Source organism: Nonomuraea sp. NPDC049684, assembly GCF_044465345.1.
Taxonomy (GTDB): domain Bacteria; phylum Actinomycetota; class Actinomycetes; order Streptosporangiales; family Streptosporangiaceae; genus Nonomuraea.
In genome coordinates this window covers 214,743-231,363 of the sequence record NZ_JBITLO010000015.1, presented here as the reverse complement: position 1 = coordinate 231,363, position 16,621 = coordinate 214,743, and the positions used below count along the sequence as shown (strand labels likewise).

Sequence of the window (16,621 nt, the reverse complement as noted above, 5' to 3'; positions counted from 1 at the left end):
TGCGGCGAGCAGCGCCGGCCTGCTGCGCCTCGAACGCGACGACCGGCTCCTTGCGCGTGTCCGCCTGTTTTTGAGCAGTATCTCGACTAGCTGGTCGCGGTTGGGGTGGCGGTCCGACTCGGTGGGGTAGCTGGGGATCTCGTCGCTCCGGCATGGAATCGGGTCCGTGGCCGCGGCCGGGTGGGGGCGTCGTGCTTCGGACGGTAAACGGAGGTAGCCGATCACGCAGCGCCACGCCTTTTCGCGCACATATTTGTTTGACTGGCGCCCGCTGGGTCCAGCAGCTTCTACGTGTGCGATTTCGTGAATGCCATGACCGATTAACCGGAAGGGAACGGCGTGCACATTGATGATTTCGGCGCGGAAAGGTCCGCAGAAAACCGCCCCGCGAATGCCGCGCAGGCGCGCTGGCAGCAGCAAGGGGTCCTGGACCTCGCGCCTTCACTCATCCACAGCGACGAACCCGGTGAACCCGTTCTACCCGGACGGGTGCTGGAACTGCAGGGCGTGCAGGTGGCCATGCTGAACCACGGCCCCATCGAAGTACGCCGGCCGACGTCGCTGATCAGGCAGTTCGATCCGGAGGCGTACAACATCAACCTCTTCCTCGCCGGTGACGGGGGGTTGTCCCAGGGGGGACGGCAGGCCCGCCTGACCGCCGGGCAGTTCGTGGTGCTCGACACCTCACGCCCCTACGAGGGCTGGCGCAGGTGCGATCGGGCGAGCGCACCGCACTCGACGCTCACGCTCCAGATCCCCCGCCTCATGATGCCCCTCCCGTCGAACGTGACCGACCGGCTGACCGCGGTCCCCTTCGACACGCGGCACGGGATGGGCGCGGTCTTCGCCCGCTGGGTGACCGGACTCGTACGGGATCCCGGCTACTTCACCCGCGACGACGTCTCCACCTTGTCCTCGGTCACCGCCACACTGCTGGCCGCCGCACTGGCCCCGCACCTGAACAGCGCTGTGCATGACAGTTCCGAGGTCCGCCGACGGCGGCTCAGGTTCCAGATCGACGACTTCATCCAGCGGAATCTCGCCGATCCGGCGCTCGGCGCCGAGGCCGTCGCCGCCGCCGCGCAGATCTCGGTACGGCAGTTGTACGAGCTGTTCGCCGAGTACGACCGCACCCCGGCGGCCTGGATCCGGCACCTTCGCCTGGAACGCTGCCGCCGGGACCTGGCCGACCCGAGGCTGCGCGGCTATCCCGTCCATGCCATCGCCGCACGCTGGGGCTTCACCGATCCGACCACCTTCAGCCGCGCCTTCCGTGCCGCCTACGGCGTGCCGCCCGGCTACTTTCGACGGCTGTCGCACAGGGAGAACTGATCCCGCCCGACCTGGGAAAGTCGAGGCTGCCGCAGGATTTGCCAAGGATGTCTGCAGGCGCGGCCAATGACCCGCACTTCGTGCGTGCGGCATGGTGATAAGCGTCAAGCCACTCCATAGGGCCGCTTCCGCAGCGCATATCCGCTCGGACTCAAAACGATCGCCGACATCTGGCAGAAGCCTCAGCCGTATGGGCTGATGAATTGCCATGCGGCGAGGTGAACAGACCAGGCGATCGCCGGCCGGTCATATGTGCCGGACAAAAGTCCGGCGCATGAGTCGCATCTCGATCTGGGAGGAATGTCATGACCAAAGCCATACAGAAGCTGAGCGACAAGCTGCTTGTGCTGTTCGTTCCTGGGACCACTGTCCAGGCGGGATGTCCGCGGATCTGCGAGCAGGTCCCCATCTGCGGCGAAGGCAACAACTGCGGGTACCGGACCTGCTGCATGATCAGCGTGGGCGGTCGCCAGTGCGGCTGGGACTGCTGAGGATCCGATAGCCGCCGGCACGATCGGTGAGCTCCGTCGGCTCTGCCGGAACATCCGTCAGGGCCAACGGGGCCGCCTTTCCCGGCGGATCCGACCTCAGGCCCGGATTGCGCAGGCCGCCGCGGCGGCCGTACTTCACAGGAGAGCTGGAACTTGCTTTATATGACCGTGGCCATTGGCCTCCTGAGTGCTCTTTGTCTCTTCAACCTCCTTCTTGTCTTCGGGGTGATTCGGCGCCTGCGGCAGCTTTCCGAGTCCGCGCAGCAGCCGGCGCGTCTCGCGGTGGGCGACACGATCGACGACTTCTCCGCGGTGACCACCCGGAACAAGGTGGTGACCGCCGGCTCCCTCCAGGACGGCACAATGGTCGCCTTCATGTCGCCGACCTGTGAACCCTGTAAAGAAATTCTGCCGGCCTATATGGAGTTCGCGAGTTCCGCGGCGACCCCGACGCTGACCGTCATGCTGACGACGGACGCCGGCGCCGTCGAGAATTTGGGCCGGTTCGAGTCCGTCGGCGACGTGGCCGTCGAGCCCGTTCAAGGGGCGATCTCCACCGCTTTCGGGGTCACCAGCACGCCCACTTTCATCACTGTGGTCAAGGGGAAGATCGCCGACTTCGGCCTCCCCCAAGTCGCGGAAGGCGCTCTGGGTTAGGCATATGTGGAAGAAGATGAGCAGCGGAACGCCCGTACGGAACGCCCTGCCCGCCATTTCCCTCGCCTGGCGGGCGGGAGCGCCCTGGGCGACCTCGATCACCGTTCTCGCCCTACTCTCAGCCCTCATCCCCATTTCGATGGCCTGGCTGACCAAGCTGCTGCTCGACCGGCTGACCAACGGGGCTCAGTTGTCGACGGTGCTCCTTCTCGCCGGGTTCCTCGCGTTCCTCGGTCTGCTGATATCCGGATCCGCGGCGCTGCGCCGGTACTGCGACGCTGAGCACGACAGAAGGGTCAACCTGTACGCGCAGGACACCATCTATCGTGCGGTGAACAACATCTCCGGGCTCGCCAAGTTCGAGGACCCCAAGTTCCTCGATCAGCTCCGGCTCGCGGCGCAGGCCGGCGGGAACACGCCGAGCCAGGTGTTCCAGGCGGCGCTCGGACTGTTCGCCGGATCGCTCGCCATCGGCGGGTTCGCCGTGTCCCTGCTGCTGATCAGCCCGATGATGGCCGCGGCGACGATCGTCGGAGCCGTGCCCATGTTGCTGGCGGAGATCTCGCTGGCCAAGCGGCATGCCGTCCGGATCTGGCGGATGAGCCCCACAGAGAGGCGGGAGATCGCGTACAGCCAGTTGATCTCCACCACCGCGGCGGCGAAGGAGGTCCGCCTGTTCGGCCTGGGTGACTTCTTCCACACGAGGATGCTCGACGAGCGGCGGGCGATCGACGAAGAGAAAAGGCTGATGGACAGGGCGACCCTTCGAGTCCAGTTCGGGCTCGGAGTCCTGGGGGCGGTGATCGCCGGCGCGGGGCTGGTGTGGACGGCCGCGCAAGCACTGAACGGACGGCTCACCCTCGGCGACATCACCATGTACGTCGCCTCCATCGCCGCCGTGCAGGCCGGCCTTTCCGCCCTGGTGTCGCTGATCGCCTCCGCGTACCAGCAGTTGACCCTCTTCGGGCACTACCAGGAGATCGTCTCCCTTCCGGCGGAATCCCGGGCGGAAATCAGGAACTTGCCGGCCGCCTTCGACTGCATCGAATTCAAGGACGTGTGGTTCCGGTACGGCCCCGACCATCCATGGGTGCTTCGCGGCATGAACCTGACCATTCCCTTCGGCAGCAGCCTCGGGCTGGTGGGCGAGAACGGCTCAGGAAAGAGCACCTTGGTCAAGCTGCTGTGCAGGTTCTACGAGCCCACCGAAGGCGCGATTCTGTGGAACGGCGTCGACACCCGCGAGATCGACGTGAAGATCCTGCGTTCCAGAATCTCGGCCGTCTTCCAGGACTTCATGGAATATGACCTCTCGGCTGCCGAGAACATCGGCGTCGGGGACATCGAGAAGATCGACGACCGTGCGCTGATCGAGGAGTCGGCCAGGCGAGCGGGCGTCCACCAGACGCTGGCCGCCCTGCCGAAGGGTTACGACAACCTGCTCACCCGGTTCTTCCTCGCCTCCGACGACTCGGAGGGCGTACGTCTCTCCGGTGGCCAGGCGCAACGGGTGGCGGTCGCCCGGTCGCTGGTGCGAGAGGGCCGGGACCTGCTCATTCTCGACGAACCCAGCTCGGGCCTCGACGCGGCGGCGGAACACGACATCCACGCCGGCCTCCGGGAGTACCGCAAGGGATCCACCAGCATCCTGATCTCGCATCGCCTGAGCACGGTTCGCGACGCGGACATGCTCGCGGTGCTGGCCGATGGCGGCATCGCCGAGTGCGGGACGCACAGCGAGCTGATCAGCCTGGACGGCATCTACGCCCGCCTGTTCAACCTGCAGGCCTCGGGTTACCAAGAGACGGCACCCGGATGATCGTCCTCGCTGTGGCGGTCCCGGCGGGGCTGGCCCTCGTTCTCGGCTACGTGCTGTTACGGCGGCATCGAATGATCGCGGTCGTGTCCGGGGTCAGCATGTTGCCGAGCTACCGGCCGGGAGACCGGCTGCTCGCACGTCGCCGGCGTCCGCAGGACGCACTCCAGGCGGGCCAGGTCGTCGTCCTGCGGCATCCGCGCCCGAAGGGGGACACGGGATGGCTGGTCAAGCGCGTCGTCGCCGTGGCGGGTGACGTCGTGCCCGACGGAATCCGCTGTGACGTCATACCGAAGAACCAGGTCATTCTGCCGGGCGAGATCGTGCCTGAAGGGCACACGCTCATATTGGGCGACAATCCCGCGCACAGCATGGATTCGCGGCAGCTCGGCTTCATACCACTGGAAAGCATAAGGGCGACGGTGATCAGGCGGTTGAACCGCTGACAGCGTCCCCTTATCCGATGACCGAACAACCCCAACCGACTGAAGAGAGAGGTTTCACATGATGTCCAGCCGTACGGTCCAGATCCAGGATGCTCTTCTGCGGCTCGAAGAGCCGGAGAGCTCTGAGCACGCTGTTTTCTCGGGTGGCGCCGGCTTCCCGGTCGCCACGTACAACATCGCCATTCCGCCGCGTAACCAGTGAGTGAGGCGGGAGTTTCCGCTCTCTCGTCGAGTAGCTCTCTTGGGTCGGTCCATCGACCGGCCCGAGAGGTGCCCTGCCTGCTCGGCCGACCGTCAACAAGTGCAATTCATTAATTATGGAGGTGGCCTCGGTGGCTGCGGTAGTCACTGCGGGGGCGCGGGCCGGCGTGCCGGCGCTTCCGGACTCCTCTCCATGGAAGAGAAAGATTTCACATGATGACCAGCCGTACAGTCCAGATCCAGGATGCTCTTCTGCGGCTCGAAGAGCCGGAGAGCTCTGAGCACGCTGTTTTCTCGGGTGGCGCCGGCTTCCCCGTCGCCACGTACAACATCGCCATTCCGCCGCGTAACCAGTGAGTGAGGCGGGAGTTTCCGCTCTCTCGTCGAGGTAGCTCTCTCGGGCCGGTCCATCGACCGGCCCGAGAGGTGCCCTGCCTGCTCGGCCGACCGTCAACAAGTGCAATTCATTAATTACGGAGGTGGCATTTGTGGCTGCGGTAGTCACTACGGAGGCATGGGCCGGCGTGTCGGCCCTGCTGGATTCCTATCTGCGAATCTCGGCTGCCGATCAGCTGGTGATTCTCTACACGGCCGAATGCCGACCGCCCGCGGCCTGGATCCTGGTCGCGGCGGAGGAACGGGGGCTGTCGCCTGTCGCGCTCGCCATGCGGCCCATGGAGGACACCTCTCTGGCCACCCGCCTGCGCGAGGCGCTGCTTCCCTCGATGCGCCGGTCCAACCGGGTGGTGATTCTCACGCTGGAGAAGAACAGCGTGTCCCACTTCGCCGTTCTGCAGGAAGCCCAGAACCTGCTCGGCGATGACCGTTGCGATGTCGTACGCGTCACCAACGCCGGTCCCGAGCTCTTCTCCCACGCCTTCAACACCACGCCCGCGGAGCTGAGCGCGTACAACGCCTCGCTGTACGGGCGGCTGCGGAAGTCGAGAAAGGTCACCATCCGGACCTCGCGTGGCACGCACCTGGAAATCGAACTCGATCAGGAGCGTTTCACCTGGACCAGTAATCGGGGCACCCTCAGGAAGGGCGCCTTTCTGGTGCTGCCCGCCGGCGAGCTCGCGACCTATCCGGCCCGCATCAATGGACGTCTGGTCGCCGACGCCGCCTTCAACGCCAACATTTACACGACGCTGGATGCCCGCCTCGGTGCCCGTCCCGTGACCGTCGACATCGTGGAAGGGCAGGCCGTGGACTTTTCGTGCGACGATGCCCAGGTCGCCGAACTGATCGAGATGTGCTGGGCCGTTCCGCACGCGCGTCGCGTGGGGGAGCTGGGCTTCGGCACCAACGCCGGCATCGACCGGCTCGTTCCGCTCAACTCCCACATCAACGAACGTTTTCCTGGCGTTCATGTCGGCTTCGGAGAACACAATCAGCCGTTCCAGATCGTCGACTACCGCTGCGACGTTCATTTCGATCTCATCGCGACGGGCGGCATCATCACTCTGGACGACGGAAGTGAGATCGATCTGTCGAGACCGGCGGATGACGGGACACCGCATCCCGACGGTGTCAACGACGAGGACATCGACGGTGACTGCTGCGTGCTGAGCTTCGATCAATGCAGAGTTCTCAGCCTGCCGGTCCGGAGCCGGTAATCCGCCTGGCCGTGACCACGAGCCGTGAAAGAGAATCGAAGCCGGCATGACCCTCCCCGATGACACAGCTCAAGGCGAAAGGTCCCAAGGCTCCGCACCGCTTACCAGGAACCTGCCATTCCTCGGTTATCTCGCCGCCCGGGCGCAATCGCAGATCGGTTCGTCCATCACGGCGACGGCCACCCCGCTCATCGCCGCGACGTGGCTGGGTGCGAGCGCCGCGCAGATGGGGCTGCTGGTCGCCGTCCCGTTCGTCTCGCGGGTCGCGGGACGGCTCGTGGCGGCCGTCCTGGTCGAGCGCTCACGCTCGCGTGTCACTGCCCTGGCGGCCATTGAGGTGACGTCCGGCCTGTGCGTCGTCGCCGTCACTCTCCTGGCCGTCTCCCACGACCTGTCGATTCCGGGGCTCATCGCCCTGGTCTCGATCATCGCCGGGCTGACCGGGGCGTTCGGATCCTTCTCCGCGCCTGTTGTCCTGGATCTCGTCGATCCGGGCCGGCTGACCAAGGCCAACGGGGCGATGGCCGGGGCCGCGCACCTCTCCACCATCGCCGGGCCCGGGATCTTCGGGCTGCTCCTCCAGTTCCTGGCGATGCCCATGGTGCTGGTCGTGGACGCGATCAGCTATTTCGCGTCGGCCCTTCTGATCCTGCCGCTCCGCCGTCGGGCCCTGTCACGCGCACAGGCGAGAGTGCCGGACCGGGGCCTTCGCGGCTTCCGGCACGTCTTCCGTGGGGACATCCGGATCTACATGGCGGGTGCCGCGCTCATCTGCCTGATCAACGGTGCTGTCATCGCCCTGCTCCCCTTGTACGCGACACATGATCTCGGCCTGTCGGCCGACGCGTACGCGGTCATCCTGGCCACCGGCGCGGCGGGCGGCCTCATCGGATCCGCCACCGCCTCCTTCTGGGAGACCAGGCTCGGCAGGAACCGGGCGGCGTTCGTGGCGGGCGCTGTGGCCACCGGGGCGACGGGATTCCTCGTGTTCGTGGACAAGGGCCTGTCAGGGGCGCTGGGCTGCGGCGCCTACGAACTGGTCGGCAGCGCCGGCGGCAGCGTCTTCGTCGTCCTCATGATGTCGTCGATACCCGCATCCGTCCCGTCGGACGCGGTCGCGCGATCCATGGCCGTCGGCGCTCTCGTTCTTGAGCTCGGCACGGCGATCGGAGCGGCAGCCGGTGGAGTCATGGGAACGGCCGCCGGCATCCGTCCGACCGTGGAGCTCTGCCTGTCCGTCGCCGCCACCGCGCTCCTGACCGTGGCCCTGCGAGGTGGCCTGTCGGCCATGAGGTCCCGTTCCTGAGGACGCCAGGGCACTGGGGTCGTCCCGGCCGAGATCTGCTCGCGCCACGAGGGTGACCCCTGGCCGGGACGTCTCCTCGGCGTGGCAGGGCTGTGCCTTGGAGGCCAGTCCCGGCCATGGTGACCGAGGACGAGCTGCTCCAGGCCGGCGCCGAACGCGACGCCGAACAGGTGCGGGAGCTCCCCAGCCTGGACGCGATCACAACTGCCCGCCTCAACAGGCCGCCACCCTCTGGATTCGTGTTCAGTGTCGAGCCAGCCGGCGTTGCGGTTCAGGAACGTGGTGGCTGTGGGCAGTTGCGCGTCCGTGGCTGAGGCGGGGCGCCGGCGAAGCGGTGCGTGTTCGGTGAGGTACTGTGCGGCGATCGGCTCGCAAGCGGGAAGAGCGACCGCTCTGATCTCCTACCTGACCGGTCGGCTGGCTGTGCTGTGCAGCAGCGGAACGAGGATCGCCGGGAAGTTGCACGTGGCACAAGGTGAACACAACCGAAAGACGTGGTCCTACAAAGGCCTGGCTCTTTTCGGAACGGCCTGCATCGTGGCGCGAATTCTGCTCGCGATGATCTCCCCGGCAATGTCGATAAGCGTCGGAGAGTACGTCTTCTTCGCCGCGGCCGAGACAACCGTTGCAGCCTTGGCGGTACGCGACTGGCGCCGCGTTGTTCGTCGCTGTGAGGTTGAAGGCCCGACTGATGGGTGGCAGGCATGCGAGCGCGGTGACGCACCGGCGAGCAAGGGGGAGCGTTGCAGCACGTTGGTCGGGCTTGCGGGGAGGGACTGTCGTGCTGAGAAGGAGATCATCGGCTGATGAAGCGCACGCTGCTCTTCTTGGCGAATCGAAGGGTGTCCGGATTGATGCCTCGGTTGTGACCTGCCGCATCAGTCGACGGGCCGCAAGAGGGCCTCGGCCGCGACCGTCTGCTCGCCGTAGCGCTCGTCGAGCCGGGCACGCAGGTCATCACCGGCCACCCAGACGCCGGCGGTGACGCGGTTTGCGCTCTCGTCCACCGCCACCGAGACGAACCCTGCCTCGCGCTCTAGTTCTCCCTGAATCGATCGCAGTTGGTCGTAGGTGTGCCGGGCACGGCCCACGCACAGCGCGTCGCCCCACACCTCGCGCAGCCATCTCTCGCGCCTTGCCGGATCGCCGGTGAAGGTGACATCGAGGATCAGCCGCCGTGGATCGTCGCCCCGCGCCTCGAAGTCGGCGACTGTGGTCGGCGGCGGGCCGCTGTAGTTCTGGTCGATCCATGCCCCGGCGAAATCCTCCGCCTCACGCGCCCGTCGCAGCGCGCTCTCCAAGGCCTGACGTGTCGCCTTGGCCGGCTCCACCGGGCTCCATCCGCCTGCGGGGGCGGAGCATGGTGTGGACGGCGGGACTCGATCCGGCCGGCTCGCCTGCTCGGGTGCGCCGGGCGGGGAGGTGAGGGTGAGCCGGCTGCCGTCCCAGGTGCCGACCACCCGGTAGCGGCCCCAGCGCACGCCGTTCGCTGACTCGTGCGTTACCCGGGACCAGTCCCAGCCGATCACGTCCGGGCCTCCGCACTGTGGCGGCATCGACTCGGCCACCATGGAGCACAGCTGCGGGCCGTGACCGCCGCCTTCCAGCACGGTAAGGCTCGCGGCGTAGCGGGTGGCCGGGCTCGCCTGTTCAGCGCCACAGGAGACGATCGCCAGAGCAGTTCCGAGCGCCAAGGCCATCGTTCGCCGGTTCATACCCGTATGGACGTGACCGCCGCCCCACCGGTTCACCCCTTGTGCCCGCGACACGACATCTCCCGTCACGGCGCTGAACGGAACGTGACCATGCCTACTCGACCGTGGCGAGCTCGGCGTACAGCTGTGGCACCGGCGCATCGCCGGGGTCGAGTCGCGGTTCCTCGGCGAGTTCCCGGCTCAATGCCTTCACCAGGTCCTCTCCGGGATGCACGTTGCCGCCCGGTGGGGGGTACAGCGCCCCGGACGGCCGGTCACGGCGGATCAGCGCGATCTCGCGCCCGCAGAACACCAGGCCACCGACTCGGATCTTGACGTGGGAGAAGGGCAGGTCCGGGTACGTCACGGGGCCAGTGTGACCTGCCGTTGCCCGCAACCCCTGACGAACCCCGGCGGGCCCTCAACCCTTCCATCCGGGCTCCGGACCGAGCAGCCGCCAGCGGCCGCCCGGCGCCATGCAGAGCGGCAGGTCGTCGGCCACGGTCGACATGATCATCGTGCCGCCCGGCGGGCGTCGGCAGAGGACAGGGCGCGCCGTGCGTGCTTCACGCGGGTGATCATTGTTCACGGGGTGGCGCCCATGCCGTACTGAGCCGCCTGCAACGACCACAGCTCCGCGTACTCGCCGCCGAGAGCCAGCAGTTCCTGGTGGCTTCCGCTCTCGGTGATCCGGCCGTCCTGCAGGACGAAGATGCGGTCGGCGTGCTGGACGGAGTGCAGGCGATGGGTGATGAGGATGACCGTGCGTCCGCCGGCAAGTGAACGTACCCCGGCGAACGTCTCGGCTTCGGCGCGGGGGTCGAGGGCGGCGGTCGGCTCGTCCAGGACCAGCACGGGTGCGTCCCGGAAGTACGCGCGGGTGACCGCGATGCGCTGCCACTGCCCGCCCGACAGGTCGACCCCGCCTTGGTACTCGGGGGCGAGCAGTGTGTTCCAGCCGTCCCGCAGGGAGGCGATGAGATCGGTGGCGCCGGAGGCCGCGGCAGCACAGGCGAGCGCTTCAGGGGTGGGGGCAGTGGTGTGACGGCCGATGGCGACATTGGCGGAGACGGTGAAGGGCCATCGTTCGTAGCCCTGGGACAGCAGGGCCACCTGGTCGAAGAGCCGGGCTCGGTCCAGGTCGGCGGTGGGTGTGCCATCCCAGGCGACCGATCCGGATTCGGGGAGGTAGAGGCCGGTGAGCAGCTTCGCGAGGGTCGTCTTCCCGGATCCGTTGTGCCCGACCAGGGCCACGATCTGGCCGCGTCCGATGGTCAGGTCGACGCCGTCGATGGCGGGCTCGTCGGCGTTGGGGTAGCTGAAGCGCAGGTCGCGTGCCTCGATCAGGTCGGGACCGTCGGCCCGTCGCAGGGCGGTGCCGTCGCGGGGGATGGCCAGGTGCTCGGCCTGGCGGCAGGCGGCGGCCCAGTCCTCGGTGTAGAGGCCGTGTTCGAACACGTTGTTGATCGAGTAGATCAGGTTGCTCAGTTGGCTGGTGCCGGTCTGGATGGCCAGGACGGCGGTGCCGGCGGCGGCCAGCTGCATGCGCCCGGTGATCAGGAGCCAGCCGAGCAGCACGTAGGTGGCGCCCGTCGTCAGGCCGCTCAGCGCCCCGGCCAGTAGTTCGCCCCCGGCGTCGGCGCGGGCCAGGCGGGCCTGCTCCCGCGCCGAGCGCAGGGCCATCCGGTCGTGGTGGCGCAGCAGGAAGTCCCCGGCGGCGTGTGCGCGGATCTCCTCGGCGGGGTCGGCTCCGATCAGGAGTTGGGCGAGGCTGCGCTGCTGCCGTAGGGGAGTCAGCCATCGCAGGCGGGAGGCTTTGCGGCGCAGGGTGGAGCGCACCAGAGCCCAGGCGCGCGGCAGGATGATGAGCGGCAGCAGCGGAAGCAGCAGGGGGTGCAAGACCCCCAGGACGCCGGCGGCGGCGGTCATGCCCATCAGCGCCTTCAGCATGCGGATGACCTGGTCGATGACGATGTCGATCCACCCGGCTCCGTACTGCGCGGCCTCCAGAAGATCATGGAACTGGGCGCCCTGGAAGTGCAGCAGTTCGACGTTCGCGGCGCGGCTGAGAAGCTCGTCGTAGGCGAGGTGCTCGACCTTCGGCTGGAGCCGGCCGGAGGCGGCGCCGGACCAGGCGGTCAACACGGCGACGCTGATGCCGGCGGCCGCCACCAGGGCCAGGGCCGGCACGGCGGCCTCGACGCGGTCGGGGGTGGGGCCCGCCGTGAGGATCTGCTGCAGGACCCGGTTGGTGGCCAGCAGGCCGAACGCGGTCGCGGCGCCGACGATGAGCTGACACACCACGACGATCAGGAGCGCGGCGGGGTCGGCCCGCCAGGACAGCCGCAGGCAGATGCCGATCAGCGAGGGCAGCCTGCGCATGATCACGCCGAAGCCGACCGCCATGTCGGTCTCGTGCCGCGCCCATCCCATGCTGTATTGGAAGCCTGCTCCGAAGATCGGATCCGTGATGGGCTCTTGCGCGGCGGCCTGCCCTGGGGGGTCGGCAGGTGGTGGGTCAGGTTCGGTCCTTACCGTCACGGATAGGGCTCCGTTCTCTCTGGGGGTGCTTCTTCCGCTTGCCGTCGGCGTCCTCTCTCGCCCGGGTGGCGACGTGGTGACGTGATCGTGAGCAGGACCTTTGACGCGGGCAACCGTGGTTCTGGACCCGGCTGCTGGAGGATCTCGCAGAGAGACGCGTTCGCTGGCTCGTGGCCGAGGGCCGGCGGGCAGATGCGCATTCGGGCGGGCCCGGAACAGCCCCCAAGAGCGTCATGGCCGTACGTCAGGCCGCGCCGCTTTCGTTGAGCCCAGGTCCCCGAAGCTGAAAGAGACGGCGGCAACGGGGAGGTAGGGCCAGCCGCACACCACGACCATGGCGGCGAGGAATCCCCGCTCGACCCAGACGAACTTCGGCGAGCCGGTCGGCTGACCACGCGCGAACAGGTGGACGCGGGTGCCGAGCACGGCCAGGACGAGCAGTGATACCGCGAGTCCGGTCAGCCGGCCGGTGATCCACTCGCGGGTCCGCGGTGCGGCCCCGTCTGTCGCGATGCGCTGCATGTCGATGCTGGTCCAGGCCAGGGCCAGCGTCAGCACGATCATTCCTGCGACGGCTGTCCGGTGGATGGTGGTCATGCGATCACCTCAGCACGCACGCGCCACAGGCGGAAGGCGATGGTGACGGAACCTCGCGGGCACACTTTTCGCGCGAGAGCGGCGCCGGCGGCTGGGCGGCGGAGCGGAGGACCGCGCCTCAGGCGCGATGCCGCGCTGCGGGCTGACGGAACTCGCCTGCCCGGCGGTCCCTGTCTGCGACGGCAACCCGTCGTATGGAGCGCTTGGCAGGGCACAGCATGGGGGCGCTCATTGCGATGTCTCCTCGCGTCCGAAGGCGCCCGGGTCCGCGTGGAACAGACCGATGAGCAGGACGCCTACACCGATGGAGGCAAAGGACAGCGCGGGGTATCGCACCACGAGCCCGGCCCATCCTGCGACGAGGTTGGGAAACGGCCCATTACCCAGGCCAGACGGGTAGCGCCTTCTGGTGATGCCGCGGATGAAATGGGGCAGTCCATTGCCGGCGACGAGGCTGCCGGAGAAGCTGAGAAGAATCGTCTGCCACATTGCAAGAGGTCCTTATCGTCGTCCGAGTTGATGGCTGAGCATGGGGAGCAGCACCGCGTCTACGAGCGTGTGCAGGAACAGGTCGTCGAGGGGCTCGCCGGTGACCAGGAGACGAGACAGCAGCGCGGCCGAGCTGATCTCGGCGAGGAGCGCGTGGTCCGTCGTCGCGGGGATCTCGCCTCGTTCGATGGCCCCGGGCCATGACGACTGCGAACACATCGCGTTTGTGGTCGAGGACGTGTCGGCGTACGGTCTGCGCGAGATCGGGGTCGCGGCGCATCGCGACGAGCAGCCCAAGAATGATCGCGCTGTCTTGACCGGTGAGGCTGGCACGCAGGCTCAGCAGGACTGCCACCAGGTCGTCACGCAGGCTCTCCGTGTCGGGGGGAGCGGTCACCGGTGTTCCCGCGTACCTCCGTATGGCCGTCGCCACCAGGTCGGCCTTGCCCGGCCATCGCCGATAGATCGCGGCCTTGCTGGCGCGGGCCTTTCTGCGATGGCCTCTATGGTCAGCTGGTCATAGCCGACTTCGCTCAGCAGGCTCATGGCTGCGAGCAGGATGGCTTCTTCTCTGATCTCACCCCGTCGGCGCGCCGGCATGGCTGATCCTCATCGAAACGGTACCGTTCACATTCGCGAAGTGAACGCAAGCGTTTCGTTCTGTGGAAGGGCCCCTGCGCGAACCAGTCGCAAGATCGGCGAGCAGAGCGAGAGGCCGACGTGGCAGTTCGTCAGCCCCCAACAGCCTCCTGGGCGGGCCCGAGGTCGTCCTTACGCGGTGGACGTGGGCGGCGTGCCCCACCACCGGCGGGCGGAGTTGCACGCGCGACGCGAGAACCCTGACCAGCCGGGACGGCCTGACGACCGGCACGCGCCGTAGGCGGCCCGCCTGGACGACCGTCGCGACGTCCACGAGTGTCCCACGATGTCCGAGCCCGGATCGTCACACGCGGGTCCGTTCCGGCCGTACTCCGGTGCACTCTCACCAGGCGAAACGCGAATGCGTGTACGTGATGACACACGTCTTGCCGACATCCCGGATCGCGCCACCCGCCCACTCCGCCGACCTGCTGGAACGCCGCGAACCGTGACAGAACCGCCGGCAGTATCGTGGCGGGATGATCGAGCTTCGAGAGGGCGGTGTGATCGACTGCTCCGCCGCGCGGGTGTGGGCGGTGGTCGCCGACTACGGGCAGGACCCGCGGTGGCGGAAGGGCGTCGAGACGATGGCGCCGTCGTCCGAGGGACTCGTGCGGGTGGGGACGACCACCGCCGAGATCATGCGGTTCGCGGGCAGGACCTATCGCAACGGCGGTGAGGTCGTGGCCGTGGAGCCGGGCCGGTCGTTCGCCTGGCGGACCACCTCGGGAATCGTCGCCGAGGGCGGCAGGTTCGTCGAACCGCTCGGCGAGGAACGGTGCCGCTTCACCTTCCACGTGCGCGTCACGCCGCGCACCGGCTCCGAGCGGGCCCTGGAGCCGGTGCTCAGGTGGTTGCTGCGGCGCTCGATCCGTGCGGACGTCCGCCGGCTGGCCGTGGGGTTAAGCCGCCGGGCCGCTTGAGGACGCCGTCCAGGGCGTCGGCGTAGAAGGACTACACGGGGTTCCTCGTCGGTAGCCAACAGTGCGGCGAGCCGATGCTGGTTGGCCTTGGACGTGCTCTTCGGCGAGGCGCATCGCAAGGCCCGCGTGCGCGGGGCTGCCCTTCTTGATCTCACGGCATGACGTCCCCGCCCCCTGGGGAGCGGCTCCTGAACATTCTCTCGTCGCGTGGGCCTATGCTGGGCGCATGATCAAGAGAATCGAGTCCTCCGTCCGCCTGTGAGCGAGACGCCCGAGCCTGGACCGCTCGGCAACCAGACGAGCCTGTACGACCACGCTCTACGGCTCCACCGCCTGCATCCCGATGCCGCGCTCCCGAATGACGGTAGGCCGTACCCGGTCAGCGATGCCCCTCGCAGGCGGATCCGTGAGTCACAAGACGACAGACGACGCCAGGGCGCCGGAGCGGCCGCGATCCTGGATGCGTTCTTCACCCGCCCCGGCGCCGCCCCACGGGACTTGACCTGGGCCTTTCACGACGTCGACGTGCCCATCCATTTCAACGAGCACATCACCGCAGCCGCGCTGCGCGCCGACCTCGAACGAGTCCAGGAGACCGGTCGCCGGCTGGTCCGCAACAGCCCTGACGAGTGCGCGACGATCATCGGCCTCGCCCTGCTCGCGTCCGACTGGGACGAGCAGGACATCGACCTGATCAAGCACATCGGCCTGCTGTCGGGGACTTTCGGCCTCCTGGCGGCACACGCCCTGAAACGGCGGATGGGCGGCGCCGGAGCGCTCCTGTGGCTCGCCCGGCGCACCGCGAGGTGGGGCCGGGTCTACATCGTCGAGGCTCTGTGCGAGGTCGGCGGACTCGCCGCCCGGCCCTGGCTGTTGCGCGAGGCCATCGACGGCGACATCCTCAACGGCTACTACGTTGGCGCCGTCGCCAAAGCCGCCGACGTCCATGAGGCCATCACCGCACCAGACCCGGACGATGACCTCATCGACCACACCGGCCGCCTGCTCAGCCTCATGGCGGACAACAACGGTATGGGCCAGACCTGGAAGGGCGATCACGCGATCCGCCGGGTCCTGGACGCCCACGTCACCCACCTGGCCCACCAGCAGCCGACCGCCCGCCGCTACTACACCGCGGCCTACATCGCCGACCGCCTCCTCAAAGCCGACCCCGCCCTCCCGAACCTGCCACCCGACCACCAAGCACACCTGCTCGACCAGTACCTGACCATCCTGCGACGCTTGGTCGGCCGCAGCACGCGCAGACCTCGACCCAACCGACGAACGTTCAGCCTGGTTTCTGGAGACCGTGGCAGCACGCCTTCACCTGCCCGGGTGACGTCCAAGCAACTACCCGATTTACGGCGGCGTCGGCTTGGATGATGTGGATAGTGGTGTGGTCCGCCCGAACGGCCGGCGGGGAGGCTGCGTGGTCGGTTGCGCCTGCCGGCCGGCCGGGCGGAGTTGCCGGCGGCGGGGTGCACGACTCCCAGACGGCCCGGGCGGCCGAGCCCGTTGGCGCGGCGGCCTGCGGGAACGACGCGGGCAAGAAGCTCAAGGCGCAGAAGCGGCACTTCGTGGTGGACACCCTCGGGCTGCCGCTGCGCGCGATCGTCAACGCCGCGTCGGTGCGGGACCGCGATGGCGCGCACCCGCTCCTGGCGCTGCTGCGCGAGAAGCTCTCCACCATCGGCCTGGTCCGGGCCGACCACGGCTACGCCGGACGGCTGGCCACCTGGGCGGATCCGCTGTCCCCGCCTGGTGCGCACCTACCCGAACATCATGAAGCTGACCGGGGCCGCTTCCTGTAATGACGACGTGCCGGTAAAGGCATGAACGAGCGCATAGGGCTCGTCGAAGGCGTGGCGTATGC

At 67.9% G+C, this 16,621-nt stretch carries 17 protein-coding genes and 1 pseudogene; 10 read left to right on the top strand and 8 right to left on the bottom strand.

Translation table 11 applies throughout. The features are described from left to right. Nucleotides 1-489 precede the first annotated feature (489 nt). The 7 genes from ACIBST_RS37975 to ACIBST_RS37945 all read left to right on the top strand — a co-directional run bounded on the left by ACIBST_RS37975 (nt 490) and on the right by ACIBST_RS37945 (nt 8,179). The gene (locus ACIBST_RS37975; protein WP_397178402.1) at nt 490-1,332 is read left to right on the top strand and encodes a helix-turn-helix domain-containing protein; all 843 of its coding nucleotides are present in this window, start codon (nt 490-492) and stop codon (nt 1,330-1,332) included. 653 nt (nt 1,333-1,985) lie between these two features. Next, complete coding sequence (locus tag ACIBST_RS37970; RefSeq protein WP_397178401.1) at nt 1,986-2,480, top strand: TlpA family protein disulfide reductase; 495 nt, start codon at nt 1,986-1,988, stop codon at nt 2,478-2,480. Nucleotides 2,481-2,484: 4 nt separating this feature from the next. After that, on the top strand, nt 2,485-4,299 hold the full coding sequence (locus ACIBST_RS37965) for an ABC transporter ATP-binding protein (protein ID WP_397178400.1): 1,815 nt from the start codon (nt 2,485-2,487) through the stop codon (nt 4,297-4,299). Next, nucleotides 4,296-4,742, top strand: a complete 447-nt coding sequence (locus tag ACIBST_RS37960; RefSeq protein WP_397178399.1) for a S26 family signal peptidase — start codon at nt 4,296-4,298, stop codon at nt 4,740-4,742. The genes ACIBST_RS37965 and ACIBST_RS37960 overlap by 4 nt, the downstream gene beginning before the upstream one ends. A 725-nt stretch (nt 4,743-5,467) precedes the next feature. Then, on the top strand, nt 5,468-6,559 hold the full coding sequence (locus ACIBST_RS37955; protein ID WP_397178398.1) for a hypothetical protein: 1,092 nt from the start codon (nt 5,468-5,470) through the stop codon (nt 6,557-6,559). Between the two features lie 46 nt (nt 6,560-6,605). Next, nucleotides 6,606-7,865: an MFS transporter gene (locus ACIBST_RS37950; RefSeq protein WP_397178397.1), complete on the top strand. Its 1,260-nt coding sequence runs from the start codon at nt 6,606-6,608 to the stop codon at nt 7,863-7,865. 116 nt (nt 7,866-7,981) lie between these two features. Beyond that, on the top strand, nt 7,982-8,179 hold the full coding sequence (locus ACIBST_RS37945; protein WP_397178396.1) for a hypothetical protein: 198 nt from the start codon (nt 7,982-7,984) through the stop codon (nt 8,177-8,179). Between the two features lie 564 nt (nt 8,180-8,743). Here ACIBST_RS37945 and ACIBST_RS37940 read toward each other — a convergent pair. From ACIBST_RS37940 to ACIBST_RS37905, 8 genes and pseudogenes are all read right to left on the bottom strand, one after another. After that, nucleotides 8,744-9,565, bottom strand: coding sequence for a hypothetical protein (locus tag ACIBST_RS37940; protein ID WP_397178395.1), 822 nt, complete (start codon nt 9,563-9,565; stop codon nt 8,744-8,746). Between the two features lie 109 nt (nt 9,566-9,674). Then, nucleotides 9,675-9,926 carry an NUDIX domain-containing protein gene (locus ACIBST_RS37935; protein ID WP_397178394.1) on the bottom strand — a complete coding sequence of 84 codons (252 nt, stop codon included), beginning with the start codon at nt 9,924-9,926 and terminating at the stop codon, nt 9,675-9,677. Between the two features lie 218 nt (nt 9,927-10,144). Then, the gene (locus ACIBST_RS37930; RefSeq protein WP_397178393.1) at nt 10,145-11,992 is read right to left on the bottom strand and encodes an ABC transporter ATP-binding protein; all 1,848 of its coding nucleotides are present in this window, start codon (nt 11,990-11,992) and stop codon (nt 10,145-10,147) included. A 339-nt stretch (nt 11,993-12,331) separates the two neighbouring features. Next, the gene (locus ACIBST_RS37925; RefSeq protein ID WP_397178392.1) at nt 12,332-12,697 is read right to left on the bottom strand and encodes a hypothetical protein; all 366 of its coding nucleotides are present in this window, start codon (nt 12,695-12,697) and stop codon (nt 12,332-12,334) included. A 228-nt stretch (nt 12,698-12,925) separates the two neighbouring features. After that, nucleotides 12,926-13,186: a hypothetical protein gene (locus ACIBST_RS37920; RefSeq protein WP_397178391.1), complete on the bottom strand. Its 261-nt coding sequence runs from the start codon at nt 13,184-13,186 to the stop codon at nt 12,926-12,928. A 12-nt stretch (nt 13,187-13,198) separates the two neighbouring features. Further along, nucleotides 13,199-13,405 carry a TetR-like C-terminal domain-containing protein gene (locus ACIBST_RS37915; protein ID WP_397178390.1) on the bottom strand — a complete coding sequence of 69 codons (207 nt, stop codon included), beginning with the start codon at nt 13,403-13,405 and terminating at the stop codon, nt 13,199-13,201. 37 nt (nt 13,406-13,442) lie between these two features. Further along, nucleotides 13,443-13,541: pseudogene (locus ACIBST_RS37910) on the bottom strand (hypothetical protein); the annotation flags it as partial. A 38-nt stretch (nt 13,542-13,579) separates the two neighbouring features. Next, a complete protein-coding gene (locus ACIBST_RS37905) occupies nt 13,580-13,786 on the bottom strand; it encodes a TetR family transcriptional regulator (protein WP_397178389.1) in 207 nt (68 codons plus the stop codon). 518 nt (nt 13,787-14,304) lie between these two features. Here ACIBST_RS37905 and ACIBST_RS37900 point away from each other — a divergent pair. The 3 genes from ACIBST_RS37900 to ACIBST_RS37890 all read left to right on the top strand — a co-directional run bounded on the left by ACIBST_RS37900 (nt 14,305) and on the right by ACIBST_RS37890 (nt 16,559). After that, the gene (locus tag ACIBST_RS37900; RefSeq protein WP_397178388.1) at nt 14,305-14,748 is read left to right on the top strand and encodes an SRPBCC family protein; all 444 of its coding nucleotides are present in this window, start codon (nt 14,305-14,307) and stop codon (nt 14,746-14,748) included. A gap of 258 nt (nt 14,749-15,006) precedes the next feature. Then, the gene (locus ACIBST_RS37895; RefSeq protein WP_397178387.1) at nt 15,007-16,131 is read left to right on the top strand and encodes a hypothetical protein; all 1,125 of its coding nucleotides are present in this window, start codon (nt 15,007-15,009) and stop codon (nt 16,129-16,131) included. A gap of 95 nt (nt 16,132-16,226) precedes the next feature. Next, nucleotides 16,227-16,559 (top strand): transposase, encoded by a 333-nt coding sequence (locus tag ACIBST_RS37890; RefSeq protein WP_397178386.1) that lies wholly within the window; start codon nt 16,227-16,229, stop codon nt 16,557-16,559. The last annotated feature ends 62 nt before the right edge of the window (nt 16,560-16,621 follow it).